The organism is Streptosporangium brasiliense, from assembly GCF_030811595.1.
GTDB classification, from domain to species: Bacteria; Actinomycetota; Actinomycetes; order Streptosporangiales; family Streptosporangiaceae; genus Streptosporangium; species Streptosporangium brasiliense.
In genome coordinates this window covers 6,435,800-6,447,594 of record NZ_JAUSRB010000002.1, presented here as the reverse complement: position 1 = coordinate 6,447,594, position 11,795 = coordinate 6,435,800, and the positions used below count along the sequence as shown (strand labels likewise).

Annotated in this window: 10 protein-coding genes and 1 pseudogene; 5 read left to right on the top strand and 6 right to left on the bottom strand. The window is 70.5% G+C overall.

Annotated features, from left to right (window positions below; translation table 11 throughout):
* Nucleotides 1–128: 128 nt before the first annotated feature.
* Entirely contained in the window at nt 129–1,379 is a 1,251-nt protein-coding gene (locus J2S55_RS37940) for an MFS transporter (RefSeq protein ID WP_306871142.1), read from the top strand.
* A 32-nt stretch (nt 1,380–1,411) separates the two neighbouring features.
* On the opposite strand, the pseudogene J2S55_RS48660 reads toward J2S55_RS37940, so the two are convergent.
* From J2S55_RS48660 to J2S55_RS37925, 4 genes and pseudogenes are all read right to left on the bottom strand, one after another.
* Nucleotides 1,412–1,519: pseudogene (locus J2S55_RS48660) on the bottom strand (IS982 family transposase); the annotation flags it as partial.
* Between the two features lie 28 nt (nt 1,520–1,547).
* On the bottom strand, nt 1,548–2,018 hold the full coding sequence (locus tag J2S55_RS37935) for a nuclear transport factor 2 family protein (protein WP_306871140.1): 471 nt from the start codon (nt 2,016–2,018) through the stop codon (nt 1,548–1,550).
* Between the two features lie 257 nt (nt 2,019–2,275).
* Nucleotides 2,276–3,526, bottom strand: a complete 1,251-nt coding sequence (locus tag J2S55_RS37930; protein WP_306871138.1) for an MFS transporter — start codon at nt 3,524–3,526, stop codon at nt 2,276–2,278.
* Nucleotides 3,523–4,911, bottom strand: a complete 1,389-nt coding sequence (locus J2S55_RS37925) for an MBL fold metallo-hydrolase (protein WP_306871137.1) — start codon at nt 4,909–4,911, stop codon at nt 3,523–3,525. Before J2S55_RS37925 ends, J2S55_RS37930 begins: the two co-directional genes overlap by 4 nt.
* A 105-nt stretch (nt 4,912–5,016) precedes the next feature.
* On the opposite strand from J2S55_RS37925, the gene J2S55_RS37920 reads away from it, so the two are divergent.
* On the top strand, nt 5,017–5,694 hold the full coding sequence (locus J2S55_RS37920) for an ArsR/SmtB family transcription factor (protein ID WP_306871134.1): 678 nt from the start codon (nt 5,017–5,019) through the stop codon (nt 5,692–5,694).
* 379 nt (nt 5,695–6,073) lie between these two features.
* On the opposite strand, the gene J2S55_RS37915 is transcribed toward J2S55_RS37920, so the two are convergent.
* Nucleotides 6,074–6,430, bottom strand: coding sequence for an ArsR/SmtB family transcription factor (locus J2S55_RS37915; protein WP_306871131.1), 357 nt, complete (start codon nt 6,428–6,430; stop codon nt 6,074–6,076).
* A gap of 81 nt (nt 6,431–6,511) precedes the next feature.
* On the opposite strand from J2S55_RS37915, the gene J2S55_RS37910 reads away from it, so the two are divergent.
* Nucleotides 6,512–7,633 carry a cation diffusion facilitator family transporter gene (locus J2S55_RS37910; protein ID WP_306871129.1) on the top strand — a complete coding sequence of 374 codons (1,122 nt, stop codon included), beginning with the start codon at nt 6,512–6,514 and terminating at the stop codon, nt 7,631–7,633.
* A gap of 445 nt (nt 7,634–8,078) precedes the next feature.
* Nucleotides 8,079–9,284: an erythromycin esterase family protein gene (locus tag J2S55_RS37905; RefSeq protein ID WP_306871126.1), complete on the top strand. Its 1,206-nt coding sequence runs from the start codon at nt 8,079–8,081 to the stop codon at nt 9,282–9,284.
* A gap of 389 nt (nt 9,285–9,673) precedes the next feature.
* On the opposite strand, the gene J2S55_RS48455 is transcribed toward J2S55_RS37905, so the two are convergent.
* Nucleotides 9,674–10,045, bottom strand: a complete 372-nt coding sequence (locus J2S55_RS48455; RefSeq protein WP_370879737.1) for a ClpX C4-type zinc finger protein — start codon at nt 10,043–10,045, stop codon at nt 9,674–9,676.
* Nucleotides 10,046–10,469: 424 nt separating this feature from the next.
* Between J2S55_RS48455 and J2S55_RS37895 the strand changes: the two genes are divergently transcribed.
* Nucleotides 10,470–11,729, top strand: a complete 1,260-nt coding sequence (locus tag J2S55_RS37895) for a pentapeptide repeat-containing protein (protein WP_306871124.1) — start codon at nt 10,470–10,472, stop codon at nt 11,727–11,729.
* The last annotated feature ends 66 nt before the right edge of the window (nt 11,730–11,795 follow it).

Below are 11,795 nucleotides of genomic sequence, written 5' to 3'. Positions count from 1 at the left end.
GGTCTCCGCAGGTGGCAGCGGTAAGGGGGTTGAGCTTGTCCCCCCTGTGAACGCGCTCTGCCTCACGCGCGGCAGAACGGTTTTCCTGGGATCAGCACCTTGAACGCGATCCCGATACGGAGATGAATATGAGTACGCGCGGAGAAGTCGTCGAGCGGACCCTCAGCGCGGGTGATGCCGACGCGCTCGGCGAGCGCGGGCAGACGCCCGCGCGGCTCCCGCTGGTGGTCCATGTGCTGGCGTTGGGCACCTTCTTGATGCTCACGACCGAGTTCGTGGTCGCGGGCCTGCTGCCGGAGATCGCCGGTGACCTGCGGGTGAGCGTGCCCCAAGCGGGACTGTTGATCACGGTGTTCGCGGTCGGGATGATCATCGGTGCGCCCCTGATGGCGATGCTGACCTTGCGGATGCCCAGGCGGTTGACGCTGATACTGGCCTTGGGCGTGTTCGCGGCCGGGCACCTGGTCGTCGCGGTCGGCTCCGGCTTCGCACCGCTGCTGGCGGCACGGTCCGTGACGGCGCTGGCGACCGGGGCGTTCTGGGCGGTGGCCAATGTGGCCGCCAGCCGCGTCGCGGGTCCTGCCGCAAGCTCCCGCGCCCTGGGCCTGGTGGGTGCCGGAGGCATGCTCGCCAACGTCGTCGGGGTGCCGCTCGGCGCGTTCGCCGGGCAACTGGTGGGCTGGCGGGGCCCGTTCTGGGTGCTCGCGGTCCTGGCGATGGCGGCTGCCGGGCTGATCGCCCGCACCGTCCCGCACGACGGCGGCGAGCATCGGGCGGTGTCGGTGCGGGCGGAGGTGGCGGCTCTGCGCTCGGGGCGCCTGTGGCTGGTGCTGGCGGCCTGCGCGACCACGACCGGCGGGGTGCTGTCGGCCTACTCCTACATCGCGCCGCTGCTGACCGGCCAGGCCGGTATCGCGGCCGGGCTCGTGCCGCTGGTGCTCGTCGGCTTCGGCATCGGAGCCCTGGCGGGCTCGCTGGTCGGCGGCCGGCTCGGGGACGCCCGCCCGCACACCACGACGATCGCGGCGGCCGCAGGCGCCACGGTCCTGCTGCTGGCGCTGTGCCTGCTGTCGGGCCACGCCTGGGCCACAGTCGTTCTGGTCGCGCTGCTGGGGTTCTTCGGGCTCGGCGCCAACCCGGTGCTGATCTCCCTGTCGGTCCGCTCCGCCGGTCAGGCGCCCACCCTGGCGTCCGCCCTGAGCGTCTCGGCGTTCAATCTCGGCACCGCGGTCGGCACCTGGATCGCCGGGCGCGCCCTCGGCTCCTCCCTGGAGGCCACCGGCCCCGTCGTGGTCGGCACCGCCATCGCTGCGCTGACCCTGATCCCCACGATCACGATCGCCCTCGGAGCAAGTCCGAAGTCCGGTCAGTGGTCGTAGGCGATCGGTGACCGGGTGACGGGCCGGCCGGTGGCGCGGTTGCGGTAGGAGGGTCGCAGCAGGCGCACGCCGCGCTCGGCCAGGCAGGCGTCGAGTCCAGCGGAGATGTGGCCCTTGTCGGCCGTGATCAGCAGGCCGGGGTGCTGCCCCCTCCTCCGGTCCAGGGCTCTATGTGTGCAAGGTCGCGGCGGCGATGGCGGCGGGATCCCAGTAAAACGGCCGGCATTCGTGCATGCGCCCGTTCCGTACCCGGATCAGTTGCATGATCAGCGTATCGATCTCCTGACCAGTTGCCCGAGCACGGAACCGTACCCGGTTCCGTACCACCACCGTGTCCCCGTCGCCCCAGTGCTCCTGCTCCAGGAACTCCATGGATGTCCAGGTCCGGCTGAAAGCGGCCAGGAACCGCTCCAGCCCGTCTCGTCCTCGCCAGGTCCCCGTTCCCGTGAACGGCAAGCCGGGAGCCTGATACAGGACGACCTCAGGGTCCAGGTATGCGGCGACCTCGTCATAGCTGGCCTTGCCGAACCCGCCCGCGGCGATGTACGCGGCCTCAGCCCGGTAGAACTTCTCCATCACCGCCCAGGCGTCCTGTGATCGCTCCCCGGCAGGCGCGCCGTCAGTCTGCTTCTCGGTCACGTTCGCCATACTCATGGCCCCAGCCTCACAGACAGGTGAAGAACCGCGCTGGCGGTGATCGGACGTCCCAGTGAGCGGCATCGGCACACAGACCGCCTACTTCCTGCTTCGCGGCTCGGCACGGTTTCGGGGCAGCCCGAAGGAGTCCGGACTTGCTCGTCCAGACCTACCACCGGCCACGCTGGTCAGGTACCGCCCAACCCTTGGCCGTCAGCCAACGCTCAAGCTGCCCGTCCGCCACCAGAACCGAGGCCATGTCAGTGGCGGGGCTGGTCGGTGATCCAGCGGGCGGCGAGCAGGCCGGAGGCGGCGGTGAGCAGGGCGGCGGCGATGACGGTGGCCTCCAGGCCGAAGGCGTCGGCCAAGATGCCGGCGATCAGGGCGCCGGCGGCATAGCCGATGTCGCGCCAGAACCGGTAGGCGCCCAGCGCGCCTGCGCGCCAGGCGGGGTGGGCGTGGTCGGAGACCGAGGCGATCAGCGCCGGGTAGACCATGGCGGTGCCCAGGCCGAGCGCGGCGGCGGAGGCGATCCCGGCCAGCAGGGGGCGCTCCAGCAGCGCCAGGGCCAGGACGAACCCGGCGGCCTGCACCAGCATGCCGTACACGATGAGGGGTTTGCGGCCGATGCGGTCGGCCAGATGGCCGGTGGGGATCTGCCCGATGCCCCACAGGATCGGATACAGACCCTTGATCAGGCCGACGGCGGCCAGACCGAGGCCGTGGTCGGTGAACAGCAGCGGGAACACCCCCCAGGTCAGGCCGTCGTTGAGGTTGTTGACCAGCCCGGCCTGGCTGGCACCGCGCAGCGAACGCTCCCGCCAGGAGGTGCGGGCGAAGGTGTGAGCCAGGCCGATGTTCTCGCCGTCGGGCAGCGGCGTGGGGTGCTGGGCGAGTTCGAGGGCGACGTGGGCGGCGGTGTCGCGCACGACCAACGACAGCGCCAGGCCGGCGGCGACGAAGACCACGCCGATGAGCTCAGGAGTCGGGCGCAGCCCGTAGACGGTGGCCAGATAGCCGGTCAGCAGCGCGGTGACGCCGACCGCGGTGTAGCCGGCGGCCTCATTGAGCCCGGTCGCCAGCCCGCGGCGGGCCGGGCCGACCAGGTCGATCTTCATGTTGACGGTCATCGACCAGGCCAGGCCCTGGTTGAGGCCCAGCAGCAGGTTCGCCGCGACGATCCACCACCACGAGGGCCCCCACGCCAGCATGAACGGCACCGGCGTGCCGATCAGCCACCCGGCGACCAGGAGCCGCTTGCGGGTGAAACGCGCGGTCAGCGCGCCCGCGGCGAGATTGGTCAGCGCTTTGGTCAGGCCGAAGGCGATGATGAAGGAGAACACCGCCAGGTCGCTGGTCAGGCCGAACACCTCGGTGCCGAGCAGCGGAACGGTGGTGCGCTCCAGTCCGACCAGGCCACCGACGCAGACGTTGACGACGACCAGCAGGGTGAACTGCAGCCAGTTCTCGGCCAGGCCGAGCCGCACCGGGGGCATGGTGGCGGTGCTCACCGGTCACCGCCGTCGGCGGCGGCCTCGAGCCGCATGCCGTGGGCGGCGGCGTACTCGGCCGGGCCGCCGGCAAGGACGCTCACGCCGGTGTGCCCGGCCCGTTCCAACAGGCTCGCGGCCGTCATGGCCCGCTCGCCGTGCCCGCAGGCCACCACCACGCCGGCCGGGGCATCGGCGGCATGGCCGGCGGGCTCGGCCAGATCGCCGAGTTCGAGGTGCAGGGCGCCGGGCACGTGCCCGGCGGCGTACTCGGCCTCCTGCCGCACGTCGAGGTAGGGACCGTCCGAAGCCTGGTCGGCGGTGACGAACGCCGTGGTGGCCGCCGAGCCGCCCGCCGTCCGCCAGGCGGGCATGCCGCCGGCCAAGTGACCGGCCAGCCGCTCGTAACCGATCTTGTACGCCTGCCAGACGACCTCCTCCGCATCCTGGCCGTCACCGACCACGAAGGCCAGAGGCGTGGTGTCGGGCAGCAGCCAGCCCAGCCAGGTGGCGAACTGCTCGCGCAGCGGGATGGAGATCGCGCCGGGGATGTGACCGGCGGCGAACGCGGCCGCGGGCCGCACGTCCACCACCTGGCCGCCGTCGGCGAGCAGCGCCTTGACCTGCCCAGCCTCCAGCGCGGGCAGCGGCGGCGTGCCGGCAAGGACGGTGGGACCGCGCCGGTTGCGCTCGCTCAGCCGGGCGAAGTAGGCGGGGTAGGAGCCCAGGCTCGCCACCAGCCGCCGCACGAAGGCCTCCTCGTCCGGCGCGGCCAGCAAGGGGTTGGTGCGCTTCTGGGCGGCGATGGTGGTGGTGCGTTCGGCGCCGGGCGGGGCCGAGCAGAACGAGCCCGCGCCATGGGTGGGCCACACCGCGGTCTCCTCCGGCAGCACGGCCAGCCGCCGCAGCGAGTGGTACTGGGCGCGGGCCAGTTCCTCGGTACGCTCGGCGCCAAGCAGGTCGGTGCGGGCGGCCGAATCCACGATCAGCGACCCACCGGTGAACACGCCCACTCCCCTGCCGCCGTCCAGCAGCAGGAACGACAGGTGCTCGTCGGTGTGCCCGGGCGTGGCCAGCGCGCGCAGGTGCAGCCCGCCCAGATCCACCTCATCGCCGTCGGCCAGGCCCCGGTGGGGGAAGGCGCGTCGCCCGGCGGCGGAGGCCAGCACGGTCGCGCCTGCATCGTGGGCGAGTTGCACGGCGCCGGACAGGAAGTCGGCGTGCAGGTGCGTGTCGGCCGCGTACGCGACGGTCAGGCGGCGCCGCCGGGCGGCGGCTCGCAGGGCGCGCAGGTCACGGCCGGCGTCCACGGCCAGGGCGCGGCCATCGCCCAGGTCGAGGAGGTAGGCGCTGTTGCCCAGCCCTTCGTCGACCAGCGGTATCAGATGGTCCTCGGCGAAGCCCATGACGGTCCTCCAAGATCCAAATAGGGAGGTGTGATGTGAGGGCGAGGGAATGTGTCATCACATCCACCATCATTTACAATAATCCATGGATTTATGGAGGATGTCATGACGGAGACCGCCCAACCACAGGCCAAGGCGCGGTTGTATGAGGCGTTCGCGGCCAGCGGCAAGGCTCTGGCCAGCGGAAAACGCCTGGAACTGCTCGACCTGCTCGCCCAGGGAGAACGCACCGTCGAGGCCCTGGCCAGGGCGGCGGGCCTGAACCTGACCACCGCCTCGGCCCATCTGCAGACGCTCAAGCAGGCCGGGTTCGTCGCCACCCGCCGCGACGGCGTGCGCATCTACTACCGGCTGGCCGGTGACGACGTCGCCCGCCTGTTCGCGCTGCTGCGCAAGGTCGCCGAGCACCACCAGGCCGCCGTCCCTCCGGCGCGTCAGGCCTACCTGGGCCAGGACAGCGCGACAGAGGTCACCCGCGAGCAGTTGCGCGAGCGATTGGCGGCCGGGGACGTGGTGGTGCTGGACGTGCGGCCGGTGGAGGAGTACCTGGCCGGCCACATTCCCGGCGCGGTGTCCATCCCCGTCACCGAACTGGCCGACCGGATCAACGAGTTGCCCGAGGACTGCGAGATCGTGGTGTACTGCCGCGGCGAGTACTGCGTCCTGGCCTACGACGCGGTCCGCCTGCTGACCGACCACGGTCGGCGCGCGATCCGCCTCAGCGACGGCATGCTCGAATGGCGCCTGGCCCAGATGCCCGTCGACGCCGGGCAACAGGCATGAGCGACGCGCCCGTGCCGCATCCCGGCCTGTCCGGCGGGCTCACGGGCGGGCCGGTCCACCTGGACCACAACGCCACCACACCCGTCGACCCGCGGGTCGGGTCCAGCCGAGATACGGGTAATACCGGCCATGGGTAGATCTCGAAGACGCCGACCTGGGCAGACGGCATCTCGCACGTACGGCCGAGCACCACGCTCCGACTTCCGGGATCAGCCGATCCCGGAAGTCGGCTCCAGGCTGGACTTCCGAGATTTCGCATCCCAGAACCTCAGACAGGCCCCAGCCGCTTCCGAGATCACGAACATGATCGGCTCATGGCCGCCTCCGGCCGCATCTCGGCCGGACCCGGGAAAGGCGTGCGCAGCCGGTCGCGGCGAGTTCAATCGTGCGGCGGGAGATGGCCGAGCTGATGGTCGGCGGCATTGAGCGCTTCGTCGATCAGGCGCCGCAGGTGCCCGTGGCGCAGGGCGTAGATCACGCGACGCCCTTCCTTGCGGGTGGTGACCAGGTCGGCCAGGCGCAGGCGGGCCAGGTGCTGGCTGACCGCCGGGCGGGCGAGGTCGCAGGCCGCGGTGAGCGTCGTCACGTCCGTCTCGCCTTCGGACAACCGCTGCAGCAGGGCCAGGCGGGTGCGGTCGGCCAGAAGGGACAGGATGTCGGCGGCCACCGCCAGGCGTTCGCCCTGGTTGCGCTCCTGCGAGTCATGCGCACCTGAGAGGTGCATGCGTGCGCTCATATGCACATAATGGAGGATGCGTGGTCCGTCGTCCAACCGACCCGCCCGACGCATCCCCCATCCGCACAAGTTGGAGCCGTCATGAGCGACCGGAGCACCCCACATGAGCCGCACCATCCTGACCACGCGTCGGGCGGTACCCATGGCCACGAGCATGAGCACGAGCATGGCCACGGCCACGGGCACGGCCATGGGCACGGGGAGACTGGTGGCGGCGGCAGGATCCGTGCGCTGCTCGCCCGCGCCGGGCACGCCTTCACCCCGCACAGCCACGACAGTGCGGACAAGACCGATGCGGCGCTGGAGTCCAGCAGCCGTGGCATGCGCGTCCTGGCCATCTCCTTTGCCGCGCTCATGGTCACCGGTGTGGTCCAAGCGGTCGTCGTCGCCCGCTCCGGGTCGGTGGCCCTGCTGGGCGACACCTTGCACAACTTCGCCGACGCGCTGACCGCCGTACCGCTCGCGATAGCGTTCTCGGTCGGCAGGCGGATGGCCACCCGCCGCTTCACCTACGGCTACGGCCGGGCGGAGGACCTGGCGGGCATCGTCATCGTCGTGCTGATCGCGGCCTCGGCAGCTCTGGCCGGGTACGAGGCGGTCAAGCGGCTGATCGATCCGCAGAACGTGGAGGCGCTCGCCTGGGTGGCCGGCGCCGGGTTCGTCGGTTTCCTGGGCAACGAACTCGTGGCCCGCTACCGCATCAAGGTCGGCAAGGAGATCGGCTCGGCGGCCCTGGTGGCCGACGGGCTGCACGCCCGCACCGACGGCTTCACCTCGCTGGCCGTGCTGCTCGGCGCCGGCGGCGCCGCGCTGGGTTTTCCCATCGCCGACCCGATCGTGGGCCTGCTCATCACCGTGGCCATCTGCCTGGTACTGCGTGACGCCGCGCGTGAGATCTACCACCGGCTGATGGACGCCGTCGACCCGGCGCTGGTCGAACAGGCCGAGCAGGTCCTCGCCACGGTGCCGGGCATCCGGCGGGTGGGCTCGGTACGGCTGCGCTGGATCGGCCACGCCCTGCGCGCCGAGGTGGACATCCAGGTGGACCACCAACTGTCCCTGGTCGAGGCGCACGCACTGGCCGTAGAGGCCGAGCACCGGCTCATCCACGAGGTGCCCAGACTGAAGGCCGCCACCGTGCACGCCGATCCCGACGGCCCGGCCGGGGCCGATCACCACGCTGTCTTGCTCGCTCATCGATAGTGGGCAGGGCTCACGACCCGCCACCCCCGGCTGCGTGGCGGGCGAGAAACACCGCCGGGTGGGCCCTCCGCTCCCGATCGTGTCCCCAGGCTCTGAGGCTGGCACCTGCTCACAACATGCGATTAGCCGCCAAGTAGTGCTGCGATAGACGGGTCCCGGTAGCCAACAGGACGGCGGCCACAGTCACGTAACTGTGGCCGGGATGAATGTGAGGAATGTCCGCAACGCCGCCGCATGGCGCGGAACGTGTGGCGTGGCCGTACAGCGAGCTCCCGGTCGGCGGTGATCCCCGCCTTCTCATGGTTGCGTATCTCATGGGCGTACAGGCTGTGCTCGCGCACCGGATCCATGGGGCGCACAACCACTACTTTGAAGGTATGTCCTTATCAGCAGCCAGAAATGCCGCAAAAGTTTACACTTTAAGTTCAACGATACAGTTTAAACAATGACGGCCTCGATCCGGGACGCCGCGCGTCCCTTCACCGGCGGTACCCTCACCGCGCTGCTGCCCCGCACCACCCGCCTGCTCGGCCTCGGCGAGCCCACTCACGGCGTCGAAGCCTTCCCCGAGCTGCGCAACGAGATCTTCCGCCACCTCGTCGAACACGAGGGCTACCGCTCGATCGCCATGGAGAGCGACTGCCTGGCGGCCCTGACTGCCGACGCGTACGTCACCGACGGCACCGGGACCCTCGACGACGCGATGAGGCACGGCTTCAGCCATGGCCTCGGCGCCTCACCCGCCAACCGCGAGCTCGTGCGTTGGATGCGCGCCTACAACGAGCAGCGTCCGCCGCAGGAGCGGCTCCACTTCCACGGTTTCGATGGCCCCCTGGAGATGACTGGCGCCGCCAGCCCTCGCCCGGCATTGACCGCACTGCACGATTACCTCTCCGCCCACCTCGACCTGGCCTGGAGCCGCGAGACCCTCGACGAGCTGTTCGGCCCCGACGAGCGTTGGACCAACCCGGCCGTCACCACGGATCCCACCCAGTCCGTCGGCCGCACCCCTGAGGCCAAGGAACTGCGCCTGGTCGTCGACGACCTGCGCACACTGCTCACCGCGCACACCCCTCACCTGACGGCCGCCACCTCCCCTGACGGCTGGTGGCGCGCTGACCTGTACGCCCGCACCGCTGCGGGGCTCCTGCGCTACCACGCCGGCATGGCCGACACGGCGCCCACCCGCGTCGGCACACTGATGTGCCTGCGCGATGCGATGATGGCCGACAACCTCGGCGCCATCGTGGGCCGCGAAGCCCGCCGCGGCCCCACCCTCGCCTTCGCACACAACCGCCACCTGCAGAAAGACAGGAGCCGCTGGCTGTTGCCCGAGGGCTGGGGCCCGCTGGCGGGCCGGACGCTGGAATGGTGGAGCGCCGGGGCAATCGTCGGCACCCGCCTCGGTGAGCAGTACGCCTTCGCGGCCACCACCTTCGGCACCCGCGGCTCCGACGTCCCCCAGCCCGACACCCTCGAAGGGCGACTGTCGGCCCTCCCTGACACCCGCGCCGTCATCGATCCCGTCCGCCTCGCCGCGGTCCTCGACCGGAAGCCAACGCCCCGCGTCCCGACCGACCACACCTACCTTCCCCTCGACCCGGCCACCACCGACCAGACCGACGCCATCATCTTCGTCAAGGAAATCTGAGCCGCCCTTTGGCCAGGGTGTCCACTCGCGGGCGTTCCGTTAGGGCCCCGGAACACCGAGCGATCAGGCTGGACGCCCAGGTCAAGGTGTTCCGTATACGGGTCCCGGTAGTAATCGCGGAAAATCCAACGGACATACCCCTGGCCTGCTCTGATGTGAGGGCGCCGCAGGACTGGTGCGCCGGTCGATGGGGCGGTGGGCCGGACCGGGCATGTCGCTGACCTCGCCCGGATGCCTCACGTCAACGCTGGTCGGCGAGATCCACCGGAACGGCCGCCGCGCGACTCGGGTGCGCTGTCCGGTACATCGGCGACCCAGCAGATCCGATGCGGGTCTTGGGCTTATGCGGGTCGGACCTCTCAGACGCAGGTGGGCTGCCCCGGATCGCGTCACTCCTCGCCGGAGAACCGCTCCCATGCGGACTGGCGGGTGATTCCGAGAGCTTCCCCGAGCCTGGCCCAGGTGACGCCGCGCCGACGCAGTTCCTGTGCCCATGAACGCAGGTCAGCCTCGGCCTGGTCGATGTGCGCGGCGACGCGCGGAATATGGCTCAGCATCTCCTCGTCGGTCAGCGACTCCCACATGGGCACGCGCGGTCCTGCGGTGCTTTCGGGGCTCCCGTCGATGATCGACGCGGATAGAGCCACGCACTCGTTGCAGATGTACACGCCGGGGCCGGCGACCAACTTGTCGACCTCGGTGGTCGGCTTGCCGCAGAAGGAACACCGAGCGAGTCCGGCCAGGGTGTCAGGCGTTGTCACAGCACACTCCCAGGTTGTCAGGGTGTCCCTGACAACCTAGATTGTCAGGGAAGCCCTGACAACTCGTGTGCACGTTGCACCGCCCTGAAACGCCTCGCTGACAACACCCCAGCAGCAGGGCGATGAAGAGTAAATCTCGGTCAGGTGGCGGCGTGGCCCCGGTGCGGCGGGTTGGACAGAACGACGGTGGGGCGCTCATCTTGCAAGCACGTCCTCGGCACCGCCCACCGGACGCCCGCGCACGACCGGTGGCGCATACCTGACAGTGTTTTCGCTCTGTCCGACCTGCCCGGTAACGATCACGTAGCGTCCGGCCGGATGCGGGCCGCGGGCGGCTGAAATGGAGGACATGCCGTTACTGCCGCGCCGTCCTTCCTCCCGAGTCGATGTGCCGGTCGTTGCGGCGGAGGTGGTTCCGCCGCGGTTGCGTACTCCCCGGCCGGCGGCGTGGTGGATCGTGCCGGTCACGTTGCTGGTGGGCGGTGTGGTCGGTGGGCTGGCCTGGCTGCTGCTGGGGGCCGGGTGGAGCGCGGCCGAGGCCACCGCCCGTCAGGGTGCGATCCAGACCGCGCTGGCGGCCGGTGCCGGGGTCGGCGCGGCGGTCACGCTGATGCCGGCCTTCCGCCGTCAGCGTCACCAGGAGCACGCCGCGCACGTCACCGCCTACCTCGCCGAGCGCAACGCCGCGCTGGCCGAGCAGGTGGCCGACAACACCAAGCACGACGCCACCGAGCGCCGGGTCACCGACCTGTACACCAAGGCCGCCGAGCAACTCGGCCACGGCAAGGCCGCCGTCCGCCTGGCCGGCTTGTACGCGCTGGAACGCCTGGCCCAGGACAACCCCGGCCACCGCCAGACCATCGTCAACGTCATCTGCGCCTACCTGCGCATGCCGTACACCCCACCCCCGAGACCCGATCCGGCCGCCGACCGGGCCGAGGCCCTGCGCGCCGCCCGGCGCCGCCACCACGCCCTACGCACCGCCGCCCGCGGACGCACCACACCCCCACCCGCCCCAGCCGGCACCGACACCGGCCAGGACACCGAAGGCGAACGCCAGGTCCGCCTCACCGCCCAACGCATCCTCACCGACCACCTGCGCGACGAACGCACCCTCGAGCAGCGCGAGAGCCAACCCGCCGACGCGCGATTCTGGCCCGGCATGCATGTCGACCTAGCCGGCGCCGCTCTCATCGACCTGAATTTCCTCTCCTGCCGCCTTACCCGCGTCGACTTCCACAGGGCGACCTTTATCGGGGTCACCTGGTTCGACGGGGCGACCTTCATCGGGCACGCCCGGTTCGACGAGGCGACCTTCACCGGGCACGCCTTGTTCCGCGAGGTGATCTTCACCGAGGACGCCTGGTTCTACGGGGTGACCTTCACCAAGAACGTCTGGTTCCGCGAGGCGACCTTCACCGGGAACGCCATGTTCGGCGGGACGACCTTCCACCAGGAGGCCTGGTTCGACCAGGCGACCTTCTACCAGGATGCTTGGTTCGACCAGGCGACCTTCGTTGGGAACGCAATGTTCGACGAAGCGATTGTCCGGCGTCCGGAGGCCGATCATTCCTGGCCGATGGGCTGGGCGGTCGTGGCGTGCCCCGACGGCAGGGGGCGGCTGGAGCGGGTGGCCAAGACGACAGTGGACCCGAGCCTGCCCGACGGTTCAACGCCTGCCTGATAGGGGTCCCCATAGCAAACGGCGGAAATCCAACGGCTTTAGGTCTGGCCTGCGGTTTCTCGCGTT

Excerpts from the sequence above, each read along its gene's own strand:
- J2S55_RS37920 (WP_306871134.1), top strand. The coding sequence starts at position 5,017 with ATGACGGAGACCGCCCAACCACAGGCCAAGGCGCGGTTGTATGAGGCG.
- J2S55_RS37915 (WP_306871131.1), bottom strand. The coding sequence starts at position 6,430 with ATGAGCGCACGCATGCACCTCTCAGGTGCGCATGACTCGCAGGAGCGC.
- J2S55_RS37940 (WP_306871142.1), top strand. The coding sequence starts at position 129 with ATGAGTACGCGCGGAGAAGTCGTCGAGCGGACCCTCAGCGCGGGTGAT.
- J2S55_RS37925 (WP_306871137.1), bottom strand. The coding sequence starts at position 4,911 with ATGGGCTTCGCCGAGGACCATCTGATACCGCTGGTCGACGAAGGGCTG.
- J2S55_RS37910 (WP_306871129.1), top strand. The coding sequence starts at position 6,512 with ATGAGCGACCGGAGCACCCCACATGAGCCGCACCATCCTGACCACGCG.
- J2S55_RS37905 (WP_306871126.1), top strand. The coding sequence starts at position 8,079 with ATGACGGCCTCGATCCGGGACGCCGCGCGTCCCTTCACCGGCGGTACC.